Genomic DNA, 18,937 nt, shown 5'->3' with positions numbered 1-18,937 from the left:
CCAGGCGATTGCCCTATTAAGGCAATCGCCTTAAGGCGTTTGCCTTAACTAGCCACGAGGGTCAGCCCGTCTCAACTGGATAGAGCTCCGACTCGGCACAGCCGAACCTGCCCTGAGCGCCTGATGAGAGTCCCACTCACCGGGACTGGAGTGATCGAGGACACGTCTGGCCGTGACATGTTCCACACACCACTTTCTGGTGCATCACCGGTGATCGATCGCCGAGCAAATCCGGCACCCATCACACCCGTGACGCTGAATTCGAGGAGAAATACCGATGAGGATCACCACCTTGGTCACGGCCGCCGCACTGGCGACCGCTACCCTCACAACCGTCACCGCGACCGCCTCCGCCGACTCACAGACCCGCTCGGCGACAACCGAATCCGGCGTGAACTACGTCGCCAACGCCACCGAAGACGGCACCATGACCATCCGCACCGACGCGGGCTCACTCGGCGTCGACAACGGCGTCTTCATGATCAAGGCCGCCGACGGCACCATCCTCGCGGGCACCGAATTGTCCTTCCGCGTCGACGATTTCGTCTTCCCGATCGCCGCCCAGCTCACCGACCACACCGCCACCCTGACGCCCCGGTTCGACGAATCCCACGCCGTGTACAAGCCGGTCGCCCTGCCTTTCGAGGACCAGGCCCCCTGGAAGACCCAGTACGACCGCGAACAGGCCGCTTGGAGTCGCCTGCGCGACACCATCGGTATGGGCGCTACCGTCGGCACCCTGGTCGGCGGCCTCGGCGGGGCCGCCCTGGGCTGCGTCATCGGCGGCGTCGTCTTCGCCGCCGCCACCGCCCCGCTCGCCACCATGTTCGGTGTCGGCCCCGTCGCCGGCTGCCTGATCGGCGCCTCCACCGTCGGCTTCCTCGGGACCATCGCCGGCCAACTCTTCGTCACCGCGCCGGTGGCCATCGCCTCCGCGATCCAATACTTCACCACCATCAACCAGCCGTTCACCCCTCCGGCTCCGGCCGCCAAGTAGCCGCCGCGACCCGGCCGCGTTCCTCCGGCCCGGCCGGGTCCCGTCATTAGGCTGTCGACGTGTCAGAAGGTCTCTCCACCAAGCGGTCACTGTCGGTCACCGCGCTGCGCATGTTCGCCGAACGCGGCATCGACGCGGTCTCCCTGCGGGAGCTCACCGCCGCCGCCGGACAGCGCAACAAATCCGCCGCGCAATACCACTTCGGCACCAAGGAACAACTGGTCCGCGAGATCTTCGAACAACACACCGGCACGGTGAACCAGCGCCGCTGGGAACTGCTCGCCGAGTTCGGCTACGACACCCGTCGGCTGAGTGTGCAAGAACTCGCGGGAGCCCTGATCCGGCCCTTCGCAGAGCTGACCCGACCCCCGGGCGGATACTTTCTGCGCTTCCTGTCCCAGGTGTCGAATCCGCCCTGGGTCTATGCGCTGACACAGGCCGATCCCGAAGTCACCAGCAGCCTGCGGTTCGTATTGTCCACGTTGGCATCGCGACTCGACCGAATTCCCGAACCCGTCCTGCGAACCCGGCTGTCGCTGAGCACAACCCTCGCCGTCCATGCGCTCGCGAACTTCGAACATGCCGCGCCACACGATAATCCGGTCGACTCCGCCCGTTCCGATCTGTTCTGCGCCAACCTCGTCGACGCCACAGTGGGCATACTCACCGCACCGGTTTCCGAGACCGCGACCCAGCTCACGCACCAGCTCGCGGATGCCCCGGCCGAGCCTGCCTGGCCCTGGTACACCCGCATCGACGCAGATTAATCCAACGGCGGCGCGGACGCCGGACCCCCGGGCGAGATGGGGACCGCACCACGCCGATAGCCGTTGTCGTCCAAGAGCTGACCGTTGAGCTTCATCAGCGACAACGCCACCGCCCGGTCGACGATCTCGATTCCGGGCGCCTGCTGCGCGACCCGTGTTTCGAAGCGCTGAATATCCTGAGCGGATTGCACCCAGGCCATGACCATCAGGTTTTGCCGGCCGGTGATGCCCACGCACATCCGGACATCCCGAATACCGGCGATCGCCTGCGCCGCTTGCGTGAAACCGTTGGCGGGCACGCTCACCCACAGCACCACGTACACCGGCCTGCTCGCCAGCGGCGCGGCGAGGTCACAGCTCAGTTGAACCGCACCCGATTCGATCAACTGCATGGTGCGACGGCGCGCGGTGTCGATGCTGAGGCCGCAGGCCGCGGCGAGCTCGGTGTAGGAGGCCCGGCCGTCCACCGACAGCGCGGCCACGAGATCCCAATCCGGGCCGGACAGCTGAGGTTCCGTACGCCCGCGACGGGTCGACCCCGCCGCGGCGAGCCGCTCCACGCGGTCCGTCGGCAGGGCATGCAAGCGCCACCGACTGCGGTGCATGTGCACCGTACCCGCCAGATGCGTCCGGCCCGCGACCACCGAACTCAACGAACCCAAGGTGCCGGTGACCCATCGGGACAGCTCACCGAGCCCGGCGGCGATAACGGTGACCAGGAGGTCCCGATCGCCGGTCACATGCTCGACGCCGACGACCATCGGTTGGCGCATCAGATACTCCGCGGCCTCCAGCAGTCGGCCGTTGACGCAGTCGACCTCGATGAACGCCAAGCAACCGGCGCCCGATGCGGCGAGCACCGGCCCCGGGTGGCCGACCACCCACGCCGCGCCCGCATCGGTGAGCCGCTTCCAGCGCCGCGCCACGGTCACCGAATCCATCTGCAGGACCCGGGCGAGCTGCGTCCAGCTGGCCCGCGGGCTGATCTGCAGTGCGCTGACAATAGCGGCGTCGATCTCGTCCAGTGGAATGAAATCCTGCACGATTGGGACGGTATTGCGTAATTCCGTCAATTTCTAGTCGGCTGCAATTAACCGGCCCGAGAGTTGGAGTCAACGGTCGGCCACGAATCGAATCCTGGCCGAGGTCTTTTTCGAGCGAGGTACCGAGACAGATGTCGATTCTCAACGATGCCAATGCCCTGAGTGACGAACTCGTCACGCTGCGCAGGTCGCTGCACCAGGAACCCGAACTGGGGCTGGACCTGCCGCGCACGCAGGAAAAGGTGCTGGCGGCGTTGGACGGACTGCCGTTGGAGATCACCCTCGGTAAGAACCTCAGCTCGGTGACCGCGGTGTTGCGTGGTGGCCGTCCCGGCGGCGCGGTCCTGCTGCGCGGCGACATGGACGGGTTGCCGGTGCAGGAGGCGTCCGGCGTGGAGTACTCCTCACGGATCGCCGGACACATGCACGCCTGCGGTCACGACCTGCACACCGCGGGCCTGGTCGGCGCGGCCAAGCTGCTGTCCGAACGACGCTCCCAGCTGCACGGCGACGTGGTGTTCATGTTCCAGCCCGGCGAGGAGGGCCACAACGGTGCCGGCCTCATGATCGAAGAGGGCGTGCTGAACGCCGCTGGCAAGCCGCTGGACGCGGCCTACGCCATTCACGTCGCCGCTAATCGCCTGCCGCACGGCATCATTGCCACCCGTCCCGGCACGGTGTCGACGGCATCGGACGAACTGCACGTCACCGTGCGCGGCCGGGGCGGGCACGGGTCCGCACCCCACGTCTCGCTCGACCCGATCCCCGCCACCTGCGAAATGATCACCGCCATTCAGACCTGGGTAACCCGGAGCTTCGACATCCACGACCCGGTCGTGGTGACCGTCGGGCGCCTGCAGGCCGGAACCAAGGCCAACGTCATCCCGGACACCACACGGTTCGAGGCGACGATTCGCAGCCTCTCCGAGGAGAGCCGGGATCGGCTGGCCGCCGGACTGCCCCGCCTCGTGCGCGGCATCGCCGCGGCCCACGGTCTCGACGTGGACGTCGACTACGTGCGGCAGTATCCGGTGACTGTCAACAACGCGTCGGAGACCACGTTCGCGCTGGACCATGCCCGGGAAATCATGGGCCCCCAGCGGGTTTGGCTGGCTCCGAATCCGGCCTCGGGTTCCGAGGACTTCGCGTTCGTGCTGCAGCAGGTGCCCGGCGCCATGCTGCTGCTGGGCGCGGTGCCTCCGGGGCAGAACCACGAGGACGCCCCGATGAACCATTCGCCGCGTGCGGTTTTCGACGACACGGTGCTGGCCGACCAGGCCGCGGTCCTGACCGAACTGGCCGTCGAGCGCCTGGCCGAGACCGCGGCCTGACGACCTGCCCCGCACTACCCATCGTGTTAGGAGGTGCTGGTCGCCGATGAACGCCGATCAGCCCGCAATTCCCACCATCGCCCCAGCAAGCGCCAGCAGTGTGCGTGCCGTCGTCGGGCTGCTCGTCTGTGTGGAACTCGTCAGCGGATTCGTCCAGGGCGGCACCGTGCTGCTCACTCCGGCCGTCCGCGACATGATTCACCTCAGCACCGCGCAGATCCAATGGGTGGTCGCCGTCCAGTTCATGGCCACGGCCGTGTCCGTCCCCGTGCTCGGCCGACTCGGCGACCTCTACGGGCACCGCCGAATCCTGCGAATCGCCTTGGCGTGCATCGCGATCGGCGCGACACTGGTCGCGCTGGCGCACACCCTGCCGGTGTTGCTCATCGGCCGGGTGCTGGGCGGCACGACGGCGGCGCTGCTGCCACTGGAGATCGCACTGTGCCGAGATCGGCTGAACCACAAGGAGAATCGACGGGCAGTCGCGCTGCTGGCGGCCGCGCTGGCACTGGGATCATTGCTCGGAACGCTGCTCACCGGACCGATCTACCACTTCATGGGCGATGTGCGCTACGTATTGTGGGTCTTCGTCGCGCTGGTGGCCGCCTGTGTCCTCATCAGCTGGACAGCGGTGCCCGAGAGCGGGAAACGATCGACCGACGCGATGGACTGGCCGGGCGCCGTACTACTCGGCGGAGCGCTGGTGATATTCCTCGCAGCGGTCTCCAAGGGACGTTCCCTCGGTTGGGGATCACCGTTAATCCCTGCGGCCGTCCTCGTCGCCCTGGCGCTGTTCGGCGTATGGGTTCGGGTGGAGCGACGCCGCCCGGACCCGCTGATCGACATCCGCGCAGTGGCCAATCGCGCGGTCGCGCCACACCTGGTGTCCGCCTTCATCTTTGGCGTCAGTTTGCTCGCCGCACCGATCGTGTCGATCGCCTATCTGGACTCGGCGCCGGAGAAGACAGGCTACGGCTTCCACCTCGAGGCCTGGCAGCTCAGCATCTGGGCCGGAATTCCGCATGTGCTGGCCTTCGCGACCTCGACGATCGCCGCGACCGTGGCCGGCCGTATCGGCATGCGCCGGATGCTTTGTCTCGCCTTCGTTTTGATCGCGATCGGATACGGCGGCTTGATGGTGGCGCATGCATCGCTGCCGTTGTTCGGACTGGCGTATGCCATCGCAGGAGCGGGCGCCGGGCTCGCGTTGGCGGGTCTGCCGACGGTGATCGTCGAGTCCAGTGCTACGGACCGATCCGCCGGCACCGTCGCCGTGTACAACAACGTGTACACGATCGGCGGCAGCGTCGCGAGCGCCGGGTTCTCCGCACTGCTCGGGGCCCTGGTTCTTCCACACACCGCATTACCCAGCGTGACTGCCTATCTCGCGGTTTGGGGACTGTGCGCCGCCGGTGCCGTCATCGCCGCCGTACTCACCCTGACAGCACCGGCCGAGCGCTGAGGGCTCTCCCGAGCAATTCGCCGATACTGAACTTCCATCGACAGTACGAGGATCCACCAGGTGCACAGCGAAATCCGCGGTCCGAAGCCGGAACTCGACGCGGTGCCCGTGGACGGCCCCGAGCCCACGGCCCCGATCGACTACCGATTCACCCTGGCCAACGAACGCACCTTCCTGGCGTGGATCCGCACGGCGCTGGGACTGCTGGCCGGAGGAGTCGCGGTGCAATCTCTCGCCGAGCAGTTCTCCACCCCGGGCTTCCGGCGGGCCATCGCCGCCTGCTGTGCGGGTCTGGCGGTCATGCTCGCGAGCGTGGCGCATCAACGCTGGAGGCGGGTAGAGGCTGCCATGCGTCGCGGTGATCACCTGCCCGACTCGACGCTGGCACCGCTGCTGGCTCTGGGTGTCACCGTGGTCGCGTTGGCCGCGGGCACCGCGGTGGTGGTGTCGTGACCTCGCCTACACCATGGCGGGCGGATCCGGGCCTGGCTGTCGAGCGCACGGCCCTCGCGTGGCGGCGCACGACGCTCTCGTCGATACTGGCGTTCGCTGTGCTCGCCCACGCCGCGGTCAACGCCTCGAACGTCGCGTCGACCGTCGGCGCCGCCGCCGCGGCGGGAGCTTTGGCGGTCACCGCGGGCTGCTGTCATCTGCGCGGTCGCCAGTTGCGGGCGCGTCTGCCGCGAGAGATCGGCGTACTCACCACCATCATGGGAGCGGCGGTGTCCACAGCAGCGGCCACAGCCATGCTCGGTCTCGGCCTGTGACAACCGCATTCAGGAGGAAGACCTACCCGTGCGATCGCCCGACCCGAATCCCGCCGACGTGGGACCGGGTGCCCGCTCGAATTGCTGCGCACCGGCTCGCTCCGAGGTCGCGCTCACCCCAGCGGTCACGCGCGCACAAGAGGCGACGGGTCCGGCTCCGGTCGTGATCGCATTGCCCGGCGGTGAGTTTCTGATGGGCAGTGAGGATTCGCAGAGCTATCCGGCCGACGGCGAGGGTCCGGTGCGCCCGGTGCGGGTGTCACCCTTCGGGCTCGCGGCGCACACGGTCACCAATGACCAGTTCGCCCAGTTCATTTCCGCGACCGGGTACCACACCGACGCCGAACGCTATGGCTGGTCCTATGTATTCGCCGGATTCCTGCCCGCCGCGCTTCGTCGCAACGCGCGCCGCCCCGACGCGACCCCGTGGTGGTGCGCGGTCCCCGAGGCCACCTGGCGGGCCCCGGAAGGACCGGGCAGCGACCTCACCGAGCGCGGCAATCATCCCGTGGTGCACGTGTCCTGGCATGACGCGCAGGCGTATTGCGGCTGGGCGGGCGCGCGACTGCCCACCGAAGCCGAATGGGAGTACGCCGCCCGTGGCGGCTCGGAACAGGCCCGGTACCCGTGGGGCGACGAACCCGAATCGGGAACCCGGTTTCGCGCCAACATCTTTCGCGGCTCCTTCCCGACCCGCAATACCGCCGCCGACGGGTACCGCGGCACCGCACCGGTGAATGCGTTCGAGCCCAATGCGTTCGGGCTGTTCAACATGGTCGGCAACGTGTGGGAGTGGTGCGCCGACCGTTGGCGCACCGACCACTCTCGCAACCTCGTCGCCAACCCTCGCGGCCCGGCCACCGGCGACGGCCGGGTGCTGCGCGGCGGGTCGCACATGTGTCACGACAGTTACTGCAACCGCTACCGGGTCGCCGCCCGCATCCAGAACTCGCCCGAATCCAGCAGTGGCAATACCGGATTCAGGGTCGCGCGCTGACCCCAGGGCCATCCGACAGATCGAGAGGGGCCATCGCGGCCATGACCACACCCATCCGGCACACCGACGCCGTGCCCACCCGCCGTGCCTTTCTGGGCGGCGCGGCGGCCATCGCGGCGGCCGCCCTCGCACCCGCGCTCGCCCGCGCCGAGGACGGACCGCGGCCGAACATTCTGTGTCTGGTGAGCGAGGATTGCGGCGCGCAGCACCTCGGCTGCTACGGCGGCATCGCGCACACCCCGACCCTGGATCAGCTTGCCGCGCAGGGAGTCCGGTGGCGCAACGCCTTTTCCGCTGCCCCCGTGTGCGCACCGTCGAGGTTCGCGATGATCTCCGGAATCACCCCGGAGAGCTGCGCCCCGGCCAATCACATGCGTGCCGCCGGAGCATTGCCGCCGTTTCTCGATCACGCCGGCTGGCCGCGACTGCTCCGGCAGGCGGGCTACTACTGCACCAACAACGCCAAGGAGGACTACAACACCGCCGACCTCGATGTCGGCGCCACCTGGGACGAATCCTCGGGACGGGCGCACTGGCGCAATCGCCCTGCGGGCACGCCCTTCTTCGCGATCTTCAATCCGATGACCACACACGAGATGTCGGTGTTCCTCAACGCGCCCGGGCTCGACCAACTCGACGGCAAGGTGTCCACTCCGTATCTGCAGGAACTGCAATCCGTTCACTCGGCGGTCCTGACGCCGATCGTCGGCGGACCCACCACACCCGACCAGGTGCGCATTCCGCCCTACTATCCCGACACCCCGACCACTCGTTCGGACGCCGCGCTATACATGAACCAGATCAACCAGATGGATCAGGAAATGGCTTCCCGGCTACGAGAACTGGACGAAGCGGGACTCGCCGACGACACGATCGTGCTCTACTACAGCGACCACGCCGGCGTGCTGCCGCGCTCCAAACGCTTCTGCTACGACAGCGGCCTGCATATTCCGTTGATCGCCCGTTTCGGCCGCAATGTCGCTCATCTCGCACCTGCTCCGCCGGGCACCGTGCTCGACGAGCCCGTGTGCAGCGGAACCGCCTTGCCGCCGACGATTCTCGACCTGGCCGGTGTCGGTGCACCGGCGTGGATGGACGGCACCGCCTTCGCCGGTCCGCGCCGGGCGACGGCGGATTACGCGTTCGCCATGCGCAATCGCATGGACGAGCGCTACGACATGGTCCGCACCGCGCGAGACGAACGCTTCCGATACATCCGCAACTACCTGCCCCATCTGCCCAACGGCCTGCACGTGCAGTTCATGTGGTTCCAGGCCGGATATCGCGAATGGGATCAACTCCACCACGACGGCCACCTCGACGAGGTCACCGACCGGTTCTGGCGGGCCCGACCCGCCGAGGAGCTCTACGACACCCTCGCCGACCCCGACGAAATCCACAATCTCGCAACCGATCCCGCCTACACGGCCGATCTGCGGCGGATGAGCGCGGCCCTGGACGATCACATGCTGGCCGTAGTCGACGACGGCTTCATCCCCGAAAGCGAAGCCGCCGAAGGCTATACCGCGAGCCGGGATCCGGAGACCTACCCGCTGCGCGAGGTCATGGACTTGGCGGCCATCGCCATCCGCCGCGACCCCGCCGCGCTCCCTGCACTGGCGCGAAAGCTGGCTTCGGGCAACGAGATCGTGCGTTACTGGGCGGCGACCGGCTGCTGCATGCTCGACTCCGACGCGGTATCGGCGGTCGACGACCTGCGCCGAGCCTTCGACGCCGAACCGTCACCGCATGTGAAAGTCGCACTCGCGGAAGCCCTCGTCCGGACCGTCGGCGACCTGCAGGCCGTGGCCCATCTTGGTGACACCGTGGTCTCACACCCCGACGGCTGGGTCCGATTGCAGGCCGCCAACGCCCTCGACCATCTGGGTGAGCGCGCCCGCGCGGCACGCCCGCAACTCGTCACCGCGTCCAGCGCGCCCGGAAAGTCCGACGCGGACGGCCACGTCCGTACCGCCGCCGCTCACACCGTCCACGCACTGGACAACACCGCCGTCGGCGTTCCCTGAGGTCGGCAACAGCCCAGGTCGAGCGCCTCCGACCTATTAACGGACAGTTAGTATCGGACCGATGGCGGATCGAGGAGGCAACGATGAGTGAACGGGCCAAGACCACGTCGGGTCGCCGCCCCCGTGGCACCCGGGAAGAAACTGAGCGGGAACTCTTCCAGGCGGTATCGCGCCTGCTCGAACGCGATGGTGTGCTGTCGGGCATCACGCTGCGCGAAGTGGCGCAGGAAGCGGGGGTCAATCATGGGCAGATCTATCAATATTTCGGGACGCGGCGAGCATTGGTGCGGGCCGCGATCTCGTATCTGATCGATCGCCATCGCGACACCGACAGCCATTGGGACCAGCCGTTCACCCAACGCCGCATCGCCATGTGGCAACTGGCGCTGCAGAATCCGGAGCTGGCCCGGCTCGAGGCCCTGCTGGCCCTCGACGGGGACGAGGAACTGCACATATTCCCCGAGATCACCCGAACCCGGGCGGCGCTCGACCGCGACCTGGATGCCGGCACCCTGCCCGCCGACGCGGACGGCGAAGCCTTGCATGCCCTGACCGCAGCGACCTACCTGGGGTACAGCATCTTCCGCGAAGCCTTCGCTCGCGATCTGGGCATTCCAGCGACGGAGCTGGACGCCCGCGCCACAGCCGCATTCGAGCAGATGGTCTCCGCCCTGCAGCGTCCTGTCGACTGACCCTGGCAAGGCCGTGCCCCGCTGGCCTCTTGTCTCGCCCGCTCCACTAAACTAACGTTTCGTTAATAACGGATAGTTACTTCAGTCGGGCCCGGACCGGCGAGAACACGCGGGAAGTAGGCAACATGACAGAGCAGGCACTGCACGGCATTCGCGTCCTGGATGTCTCCACCGTGCTCGCCGCACCGGTCACCGCCACCCTGCTCGGCGACTTCGGCGCCGACGTGGTCAAGGTGGAGGAACCCGGCCGCGGCGACTTCACCAGACTCGGTGCGGACAACCCCGGGGGCCGGTCGCTGCAGTGGTCCCAGGAGGGTCGCAACAAACGCTCGGTCACGCTGAACCTGCGCACCGAGCGCGGGCGGGAACTGCTGCGCGGCATGATCCCGCACTTCGACGTCGTGATCACCAACTACCGTCCGCCCACGCTGGACAAATGGGGAATGGATCCGCAGTCGCTGCAGCAGCTCAATCCGCGTGCGGTACTGGTCTACTTGACCGGCTACGGCCTGACCGGCCCATATCGGGATCGTGGCGCCTTCGACCGGATCGCCAGCGCCTTCGCCGGATTGACCTATGTCAGCGGTGATCCCGACCGGCCGCCGGTGCGTTCGGGCTACTCGGTCATCGACTTCATGAGCGCCTACCTCGCCGCCTTCGCCACCATGACCGCCCTGTACCACCGCGATCTCAACGGCGGCCAGGGCCAGGTGATCGACCTGGCCTTGTACGAAGCCGGATTTCGAGCCTCGGAGAACGCCCTGCTCAACTACTCCGCCAACGGCGCGGTGCGCGAACGCTCCGGCAACACCAACCCGTTCATCGTTCCCGCCAGCGATTTCGACACCGCCGACGGTCGACGCATCTCGGTACACGCCGGAACCGAACCCCTCTTCCGGCGCTTGTGCACGGTAATGGGCAGGCCCGAACTGTGCGAGGACGAGCGCTTCTCAACGGTGGCGGCCCGTATCCAGAATCAGCGGCAACTCTATGCGCTGGTAGCGGAGTGGACCGCCGGGCGGACCGCGGATGAGGCGGCAAAACTACTGAGCGACAACGACATCCCCGCCGCACCACTCATGTCGATCGCCGACATAGCCGCCGACCCGCACTACCGCGCCCGCGGCACCATCGTCGATGTCGACGACCCCGACCACGGCCGCATCAGCATGGCCGCACCCCTACCACGCATGAGCGCCACCCCCGGCCGCATCCGCAGCCTGGGCCCCGAACTGGGATCCAGCACCGACGACATCCTGGCGGAGCTGCTGGGCTTGAACACCGAAACCCGGTCCGCACTGCGCGCCGAAGGAATCATCTGAACAGCTGATTAGCCGACGAGCACCGTCCTACCGTATCCGCTTGATCCACCACCTGACCTCATCCACAAGATGATGAAGAAGGAATCGACCGTTCTGCAGCCGCCCTCAGCGCAGTCACACCGAAGACCGTTCTTTGCGCAGGAAATCACACTGATTCACTCGAAGGCGGACACGAGCACGTCTATCGGCAACACCGAACCCTCGAACCGCCGATCCATTAGAAATGACACCAAGATGGCACTCCACAGCCCAACGAAACCTCATACAACGCCCTGACCAGCAGAAACAGTCAGTCCTTCATCATCCATCCACCGATGAAGAAGGACTCAACCGTAGAGGCCCCCTCTCGAACCAGCTCAAAGTGGCACCCAAAGTGGCACTTCACAGCCACAAATCGCCCACCGAGCGGCCGAAATGCCTGGTCCTAGCGCATCACTTTTTCATCATCTCGTAGAACCCCCAAGATCATCCCCTGACCTGCCGATCTTGGGGGTTCTCCTATTCTGACCTGCGATTTACCGATCCCGAGACCTCACATCATGTCTGGCCGAAACCCCTGGATTCCCACCGTTCGGGCCGCAAAATGGTGCACAAAGTGGCACTGCGGTTCCCACTACATCCCGACATTCCGGACCCCTTGGGGCTGGAGCGACGACCAACACGCCTAATCTCGGACTCAGCACTGGGGCTATCGGTGAATCGCGACTGTGAGTAATCCCGTAGCTGGCCCCTAGATTGCGGCAGCACAGCGCAATCCATTTGGGGACGGATCAGAGCAGGCCGCTGATGGCGTCGCCGAGGGTCTTGGCGCTCAGCAGGATGAACAGGACGGCCATGATGGCGTAGTGGTTGCGGACGGTCCAGTCTCTCCATCGTTGCAGGGTCTGGTGTGCGGCGGGGTGGCCGCTGAAATGCACCAGTAGTGGGATGAGTACGCCCAGGGAGGCGATGGCGACGAAGATGGCTTCGGCGGTGATGCGGCCGCCGGTATGCGAGATCTCGGAGGCGACGCCGACTGCGCCGGTGGCGATTTGGGTGACGTTCTTCGGATTCGCCAGTGCCAGCACGATTCCCAGAGTGAGGCAGTTCGCGGGAGTGAACTGCTCGAGGTTGCGTAGGCGTGGCGGCAGCGCGCCTTCCTCGGAGGCGGCCGCCAAACGGAGTTGGCGTAACGCCATGAGAGCCAGCAGGACTCCCAACACGAGGCGAAACCATGACACCCAGGCGCCGGGGTGCCCGTCGTGGCGCGCACCGGCACGCGCGCCCACCACGAGCAGCGCCGCGAAGACCGCCACGACGGCCAGCATCCAGCCGAGGGCGAACCAGAGTGCGTTGGCGCGGCCACGCGGCGCGGTGAGGATCGCGATCACCGCGACGAGTGCGAGCGGGCTGATCGCGACGCCGACCGCGTGACTGAGAAATTGGCCAACGGCCTCGCCCATGGCATGCCTCCCGAATGTAGTAGCTGGTCGAGTGCTGTTGCCATTGTCGGCCACCCGACAGGGCGGAGTTGCGATCTCGATGGGTGGTTCGCAAACGACGCCCGCAAGAGGTGGTCCAGATCACGCATGAAGCGGTGGGTTGATCGAGTCATAGAGGCATTGCCCGCAGCCGGTCCGCTTATTACAGTCAGACTGCAATAGCGATTCGACGGAAGGCACCCACCATGAATTTCCCGATCATCAACCTCGGCTCCGCCACCCTGGACTTGGCCGCCACGGTCACCCAGCTGGCAGCGAATACCACCTACCTGCTGCAGTCCTGGGGCTCGATGTAGATCGAATCGATATCGCGAGTCGTCCACATCCGCGACTCAATCCATGACAGCCTCTAATAGCTGGGAGATAGCTATGACTCTGGTGACTGGGGTGGCAATGCACGAATCCGAACGGCAGCGGTCCACGGCGGCCGAGATGTGGGGAAAGTTCCGGGCGCTGGGCGGGCCGGCGCACCTTCTCGACGGCGCGGCACCCGCGATCGGCTTCCTGCTCGGGTACGCCACGGTGAACGCCAAGATCGGTGTGCTGGTCGCGCTCGGGGTCGCCGGGCTGATCTCGCTGTACCGGTTGCTGAAGGGCGATTCGGTCAAGGTCGTGTCGGCCTCGCTGGCAACGGTCGTGGTGTTCTCCCTGTTCGTCGGCATCACCGGGGAGGGACGGGGCTTCTATCTGCCCGATCTGCTCATCTGCGCGGTATGCACTCTCGCTTTCGCGATCACGCTGCTCACCGGTCGCCCGCTCAGTCATTGGGCGTGTCGGAAACTCGGCCTGGAGCGGGGTCGTGAGCACGAGTTCGAGGCTCGGATCAGGTTGCACCGCAAGGTGTCATCGGCCTGGCTGGTGTTCTGGGCCGCGCATCTGGTGATCATGGTGCCGCTGTATGTCGCGAACAAGGTCGTGGCGCTGGGCACCGTCGCCCTGGTGCTCGGCAAACCCGCGCTGGTGGTCATGCTCGCGCTCACCTGGCTGTGGGTCCGCCGCCGCAGCCCGCAGGCGGGGGAACCCTCGCTCGTCACAGCGGACGAACGAGCGATCGGGTGAGCGGCGACGCCCGGCCCGTGCCGGACACCCCGGTCGACTACCGGTTCACCCTGGCCAACGAGCGCACCTTCCTGGCGTGGATCCGCACCGCGCTCGGCCTGCTGGCCGGCGGTGTCGCCGTCCATACTCTCGTTCAGCCATTCCATCATTCCGGTGTGCGGCGCGCGCTGGCATTGAGCTGCATCGCACTGGCGATCGTCGTCTCGATCGGCGCGTACCAGCATTGGAAGGACATCCGCGACGCAATGAATCGCGGTGTGCCGCTGCGGGATACCCGGATGGTGCCCATTCTGGCGATCGGTATCGCCGTGGTCTCGGTCTTCGCGGCGTGGGCGGTGTTGTTCCGGTGACCGCCCCCACCTTCGCCGTCGAGCGGACCGCCCTGGCCTGGCGGCGAACCGCGGTGGCGTGCATGGGCACCGCGGCCCTGTTCCTCAATCACGCCGTCAGCAACGGATGGCGCGGCGCGAGCGCCGCACCGGTCGTCGCCGCGCTGACGCTGACCGCCTTGGCGTTCATCGCCATGCGGCGCAACCAGATCCTGCTGCACGGACAGATCCGTGACAGCGCACTCCCGATCGCGGCGGTGACGCTGATGGTCGTGGGCGTGGCACTCGTCGCCGCCGCGATCGGCCTGACCGATCCGGTGGCTGTCTAGAAAATTGTCGATCGCCGGTACCACCGGCGGAACAGGAGGCATGTGGTGAGCACGATGACCGATCCGAGTCAGTACATTCTCGACCAGCAGCAGCGGGCCACCGCAGAGCTGCCCTTCGCCGACACCACCGATCAGCAGGACGCCGACCGCGGGTTTCTGGCCGCGCTCGAACCCGGCGTCGTCACCGACGCCGACGGTAACGTGGTGTGGGACAACGACTCCTACGGCTTCCTCAACGGCGCCTGCCCGGCGTCGGTGCACCCCAGCCTGTGGCGGCAGTCCGGGCTCAACATCCGCCAGGGTCTCTACGAGGTCACCGAGGGGATCTATCAGATCCGCGGACTCGACCTGTCGAACATGACCCTGATCGAGGGCCGGACCGGCGTGATCGTCATCGACCCGCTCATCTCCGCCGAAACCGCCAAGGCCGGACTCGATCTCTACCGTGCACACCGCGGCGACAAGCCGGTGACCGGACTGATCTACACCCACTCCCACGTCGACCACTTCGGTGGCGCACTCGGCGTCACCACGCAAGAAGACGTGGACGCGGGCCGCTGCCCGGTCATCGCACCCGCAGGATTCCTCGAACACGCGGTTGCCGAAAACGTTTACGCCGGAACCGCCATGGCACGCCGCGCCGCCTACATGTACGGCGCGGCCCTGCCCCGCGGCCCCAAGGGACAGGTGGGAGCCGGCCTCGGACAGACCACCTCGACCGGCACCGTCACCCTCATCGCACCGACCCTCGACATCACCGAGACCGGGCAGGAACACACGATCGACGGAGTGCGCATCGTCTTCCAGATCACCCCCGGCACCGAGGCCCCGTCGGAGATGAACTTCTACTTCCCCGACCATCGGGCCCTGTGCATGGCCGAGAACGCCACCCACACCCTGCACAACCTGCTGACCCTACGCGGGGCGCTGGTGCGCGACCCGCACGTATGGTCGCAGTACCTGACCGAGTCGATCAACCTGTTCGGCTACGACTCCGACGTCGTGTTCGCCTCCCACCACTGGCCCACCTGGGGCACCGAACGCCTGGTGGAATACCTTGCCCTGCAACGAGACCTGTACGCCTACCTGCACGACCAGACCCTGCGCCGCCTCAACCAAGGCTATGTCGGCGCCGAGATCGCCGAGACCATCCAACTGCCACCGGCGCTGAACGCGGCCTGGAGCACCCACGGCTACTACGGTTCGGTCAGCCACAATGTGAAGGCCATCTACCAGCGCTACATGGGCTGGTTCGACGGCAACCCCGCGCACCTGTGGGAGCACCCACCGGTCGAATCAGCCACCCGCCATGTGGAATTCATGGGCGGCGCCGAGGAGGTGCTACGCAAGGCGCGGGTGGCCTTCGACAACGGCGACTACCGCTGGGTCGCCCAGGTCGTCAACTACGTCATCTTCGCCGACCCGACCAACGAGGCCGCGAAGACCTTGCAGGCCAGCACCTTCGAACAGCTGGGCTACGGCGCCGAGAACGCCACCTGGCGCAACTTCTTCCTCATGGGCGCCTACGAACTACGCAACGGCAACATCGGCACCCCCACCAAGGCGAACTCCCCCACCATGATGGCCGCCCTGACCATCGACCAGGTCTTCGACGCCATGTCGCTACGCCTCGACGGACCCAAGGCATGGCACGAAAAGGCCGTCAGCGACTGGATTTTCACCGACGAGAAACGCACCCACCGCCTCGAACTGCGCAACGGCGTGCTCATCCACTTCGACCGCCGCGACGGCGACAAACTCCCGCCCGCCGACGTGACCTTCACCCTCACCCGCGCCACCCTCATCGGCGTACTGCTCGCCGGTGAGGACTTGGGCGCGGCCGTGCAAACCGGTGCAATCACCATCGACGGCGACGCCCAGAGCTTCGTCAAACTCGCGGGCCTGTTCGACGAACCCAACCCCGACTTCGCCATCGTCACACCGGAGTAGCTCCAGCGATGACGCTTCATCCCGTCTCAGGGCTTGGGAGCCGATGGCACGGTGGCCGGATCCTGGCAGTACAGGGCCGGCCCCGTGCACGGCGAGAGAATGGTCGAGAAGTATTGGAACGCAGACCAAGCCAGGATCGGGCCGCCCACCGTGATCAGGCCGCCGACCGCGCCGATCGGGCCCAAGGTGCCCATACCCACCAGGCAGCCGATCGCTGCGCCGGGCAGCAGGCCCGCGAGCAGCGTCGCGACACCGGCCGCGGTCGCACCGACAGCCGCACCGAGCAGGCATCCCGCCCCACCGCCGACGATCGCACCCAGCACCGCGCTGGTCACGCTGCCGATGCCCGCCCGCTGGCCCAGCGCGAGCAACGCCTGCTGGTCACGGATATTGAAGGATTCGGCCACGGATTCCAGCTTCGAGGCCGGCACCATGTCCGTAGGCCCCGCCCTATCGATCACCGCGACACCGTTCGCGCGTACCGGTGTGAGAGTGGCGGTGTCACCGTCGATGCGCAGATCGATCGGGTACGCGGTCGCGTCCATCCGATACGACAACGGAATCGAGGCCGCCACAGCACCGCTGGCATCCGCGATCATGAGTTGACCGTCGGCGGCCGACAACCGGGCGCCGGGCGCGCTGAGTACAGCGGAGTCTCCGGACCTGTTCACTGTGTAGTGGATCGCTGCCGTGTCGACGGAATCCGGTGTGGCAGCGGCGGATCCGGCGCCCAGGCCGACAGCGGCGATGACCGGCAATGCGACGACGGTAAGAGCCCGAACACTCATGCGATGACCTTCCTGTGTGCTGCCGGTCACGATTCTTTCGACCGACTGCGACTATGGTGCGCATCACATCGAGGCCGGCCTGAAATCTGCAGCAAAGAGGAAAACGACGGCAGTGACATGCGGGAATTGAGATGCGAGATCCACACAGCCAGCTAGACGAACTCGATTATCTGCTGATCACCGCACTGCAAGTCGCGCCCCGAGCGGACTGGCAGGCCATCGGCGACGCTCTCGGCATCGACGCCACCACCGCCGCGCGGCGCTGGAGCCGCCTCGAACAGGCGGGCAACGCCTGGATGGCCTGTCGCGCGACGCGACTCGAGAACCGCAGTGTGCAGGCGGCCTTCATCGAGGTCGACTGCGCACCCGACCGCGTCCACGAGATCGCCCGGATCATCGGCCACGACTCACACGTGCTCAACCTCGAACACGTCTCCGCTCGCCGCAGCATGCTGGTGACCGCGATCGTGGCCGACCTCGCACAACTGGCCCGCTACCGAGACCTGCGACTGGCCCGAATCCCCGGCGTGGTCGGCCTCAACGCCGACATTCTGGTGGTCGTCCACTCCTCCCCCGGTCAATGGCGGTTGGACCGAGTCGACGAAACCAAGCTGAAACGAGCGAACCAACCGGATCGGACGCGGCCCGATCATCTGCCGACCCGCGCGATCCAGCAGCGCGACATGGAGTTGGCGCGCGCGATCTCCGACGATCCCCGCGCCTCGCTGTCCCGCCTCGCCGCGCGCACCGGGCTGTCCACACCCACCGTGCGACGACGGCTGGCGGCAATCGAAGCCGACGGCGCACTCACCTACCGGATCGAAGTCGCGCGCGTGGTATCAGGCTGGCCGATCGGCGCCCACCTATGGTGCGCGACCGGCCCCGCGGACACCACCCGCATAGCACGAGAACTCGCACAGCTCAGGGAAACTCGCCTCTGCGCCGAACTGACCGGCACCCACAACCTACTGCTGCAGGTGTGGCTGCGCTCGGTCGCCGACCTCGCCGAGTTCGAAAAACGCCTCGCCGACCGATTCCCCGCACTCACCATCGCCGACCGCGCCGTCACCATGTGGCCGGTCAAACTCGGCGGCCACCTCCTCGACCCCCACGGCCGCCACCTGCGCGGTGTGCCACTGCGACTCTGGGAAGACACCGAATACAACGCATACGAACGCAACACGGTCACCCGCTTGGCCAGCCGATCGCTCGACTGACCGATTCCCGCACACCGAATCCCACACCGCCACAAGCTGGTGAGACCCACTCCGGCGCAGGATCCTGAATCACCGATGCAACCCAAGCACTTGTACGACATTCGGCAAGAGCGGACGGCGCGGAGATGCCCCGTGGGGGACGATGACGAGCACTTCGCATGCGCTGCTGGGAATCACCGGGTGGCGCAGCGAGTTGCTGAGGGAGATCGCCAACGCGAAACCCGGTCGCTGCCAGGTGATCACCCTAGGACTGGTGCTCGGAGCCTACTTGAAGCGCACCGGCAAGGACGCGTGGCGTCACGCCGACCGCGGTGGTCGCCACTATTTGCATTTCCTCACCGACCACGGCCACCACTTCACGGCGGTCGAGGAAGCCACC

18 protein-coding genes are annotated in these 18,937 nt (G+C 66.7%); 15 read left to right on the top strand and 3 right to left on the bottom strand.

What is annotated here, in order from left to right; genetic code table 11:
- Positions 1-277: 277 nt before the first annotated feature.
- Together GPX89_RS08260 and GPX89_RS08255 are read left to right on the top strand one after the other, a co-directional pair.
- Positions 278-997: a hypothetical protein gene (locus GPX89_RS08260; RefSeq protein ID WP_157386609.1), complete on the top strand. Its 720-nt coding sequence runs from the start codon at positions 278-280 to the stop codon at positions 995-997.
- A 59-nt stretch (positions 998-1,056) separates the two neighbouring features.
- Entirely contained in the window at positions 1,057-1,764 is a 708-nt protein-coding gene (locus GPX89_RS08255; protein WP_157386608.1) for a TetR/AcrR family transcriptional regulator, read from the top strand.
- Here the strand turns inward: GPX89_RS08255 and GPX89_RS08250 are convergent.
- A complete protein-coding gene (locus GPX89_RS08250; protein WP_328601601.1) occupies positions 1,761-2,807 on the bottom strand; it encodes an Lrp/AsnC family transcriptional regulator in 1,047 nt (348 codons plus the stop codon). The genes GPX89_RS08255 and GPX89_RS08250 overlap by 4 nt on opposite strands.
- A gap of 131 nt (positions 2,808-2,938) precedes the next feature.
- Between GPX89_RS08250 and GPX89_RS08245 the strand changes: the two genes are divergently transcribed.
- The 8 genes from GPX89_RS08245 to GPX89_RS08210 all read left to right on the top strand — a co-directional run bounded on the left by GPX89_RS08245 (position 2,939) and on the right by GPX89_RS08210 (position 11,405).
- Complete coding sequence (locus tag GPX89_RS08245; protein WP_157386607.1) at positions 2,939-4,138, top strand: M20 metallopeptidase family protein; 1,200 nt, start codon at positions 2,939-2,941, stop codon at positions 4,136-4,138.
- 46 nt (positions 4,139-4,184) lie between these two features.
- Positions 4,185-5,600, top strand: coding sequence for an MFS transporter (locus tag GPX89_RS08240; RefSeq protein ID WP_157386606.1), 1,416 nt, complete (start codon positions 4,185-4,187; stop codon positions 5,598-5,600).
- A gap of 108 nt (positions 5,601-5,708) precedes the next feature.
- Positions 5,709-6,053 carry a YidH family protein gene (locus GPX89_RS08235; RefSeq protein ID WP_328601663.1) on the top strand — a complete coding sequence of 115 codons (345 nt, stop codon included), beginning with the start codon at positions 5,709-5,711 and terminating at the stop codon, positions 6,051-6,053.
- Positions 6,050-6,367 carry a DUF202 domain-containing protein gene (locus tag GPX89_RS08230; protein WP_328601600.1) on the top strand — a complete coding sequence of 106 codons (318 nt, stop codon included), beginning with the start codon at positions 6,050-6,052 and terminating at the stop codon, positions 6,365-6,367. Before GPX89_RS08235 ends, GPX89_RS08230 begins: the two co-directional genes overlap by 4 nt.
- Positions 6,368-6,395: 28 nt before the next feature.
- On the top strand, positions 6,396-7,364 hold the full coding sequence (locus GPX89_RS08225; protein WP_157386605.1) for a formylglycine-generating enzyme family protein: 969 nt from the start codon (positions 6,396-6,398) through the stop codon (positions 7,362-7,364).
- Between the two features lie 41 nt (positions 7,365-7,405).
- The gene (locus GPX89_RS08220; RefSeq protein WP_157387165.1) at positions 7,406-9,391 is read left to right on the top strand and encodes a sulfatase-like hydrolase/transferase; all 1,986 of its coding nucleotides are present in this window, start codon (positions 7,406-7,408) and stop codon (positions 9,389-9,391) included.
- An 83-nt stretch (positions 9,392-9,474) separates the two neighbouring features.
- On the top strand, positions 9,475-10,083 hold the full coding sequence (locus GPX89_RS08215) for a TetR/AcrR family transcriptional regulator (protein WP_157386604.1): 609 nt from the start codon (positions 9,475-9,477) through the stop codon (positions 10,081-10,083).
- 125 nt (positions 10,084-10,208) lie between these two features.
- A complete protein-coding gene (locus GPX89_RS08210; protein WP_157386603.1) occupies positions 10,209-11,405 on the top strand; it encodes a CaiB/BaiF CoA transferase family protein in 1,197 nt (398 codons plus the stop codon).
- Between the two features lie 770 nt (positions 11,406-12,175).
- Here the strand turns inward: GPX89_RS08210 and GPX89_RS08205 are convergent.
- Positions 12,176-12,847: a GAP family protein gene (locus GPX89_RS08205; protein WP_157386602.1), complete on the bottom strand. Its 672-nt coding sequence runs from the start codon at positions 12,845-12,847 to the stop codon at positions 12,176-12,178.
- Between the two features lie 408 nt (positions 12,848-13,255).
- Here GPX89_RS08205 and GPX89_RS08200 point away from each other — a divergent pair, with 408 nt between their 5' ends.
- The 4 genes from GPX89_RS08200 to GPX89_RS08185 are packed head-to-tail and all read left to right on the top strand — an operon-like array spanning position 13,256 to position 16,553.
- Positions 13,256-13,945, top strand: a complete 690-nt coding sequence (locus GPX89_RS08200) for a DUF3159 domain-containing protein (RefSeq protein WP_157386601.1) — start codon at positions 13,256-13,258, stop codon at positions 13,943-13,945.
- Positions 13,942-14,295 carry a YidH family protein gene (locus GPX89_RS08195; RefSeq protein WP_328601599.1) on the top strand — a complete coding sequence of 118 codons (354 nt, stop codon included), beginning with the start codon at positions 13,942-13,944 and terminating at the stop codon, positions 14,293-14,295. Before GPX89_RS08200 ends, GPX89_RS08195 begins: the two co-directional genes overlap by 4 nt.
- Positions 14,292-14,603 carry a DUF202 domain-containing protein gene (locus GPX89_RS08190; protein WP_157386600.1) on the top strand — a complete coding sequence of 104 codons (312 nt, stop codon included), beginning with the start codon at positions 14,292-14,294 and terminating at the stop codon, positions 14,601-14,603. Before GPX89_RS08195 ends, GPX89_RS08190 begins: the two co-directional genes overlap by 4 nt.
- 54 nt (positions 14,604-14,657) lie before the next feature.
- Positions 14,658-16,553 carry an alkyl/aryl-sulfatase gene (locus tag GPX89_RS08185; RefSeq protein WP_157387163.1) on the top strand — a complete coding sequence of 632 codons (1,896 nt, stop codon included), beginning with the start codon at positions 14,658-14,660 and terminating at the stop codon, positions 16,551-16,553.
- 26 nt (positions 16,554-16,579) lie between these two features.
- Here GPX89_RS08185 and GPX89_RS08180 read toward each other — a convergent pair whose 3' ends face one another.
- Positions 16,580-17,341 (bottom strand): hypothetical protein, encoded by a 762-nt coding sequence (locus tag GPX89_RS08180; RefSeq protein WP_157386599.1) that lies wholly within the window; start codon positions 17,339-17,341, stop codon positions 16,580-16,582.
- Positions 17,342-17,472: 131 nt separating this feature from the next.
- Between GPX89_RS08180 and GPX89_RS08175 the strand changes: the two genes are divergently transcribed.
- Positions 17,473-18,558, top strand: a complete 1,086-nt coding sequence (locus tag GPX89_RS08175; protein WP_157386598.1) for an Lrp/AsnC family transcriptional regulator — start codon at positions 17,473-17,475, stop codon at positions 18,556-18,558.
- The last annotated feature ends 379 nt before the right edge of the window (positions 18,559-18,937 follow it).

Origin of the sequence: Nocardia terrae (genome assembly GCF_009760405.1) — a bacterium.
GTDB classification, from domain to species: domain Bacteria; phylum Actinomycetota; class Actinomycetes; order Mycobacteriales; family Mycobacteriaceae; genus Nocardia; species Nocardia terrae.
Note: the sequence above shows the minus strand (reverse complement) of the source record. Positions and strands in the feature narration are given on the sequence as shown.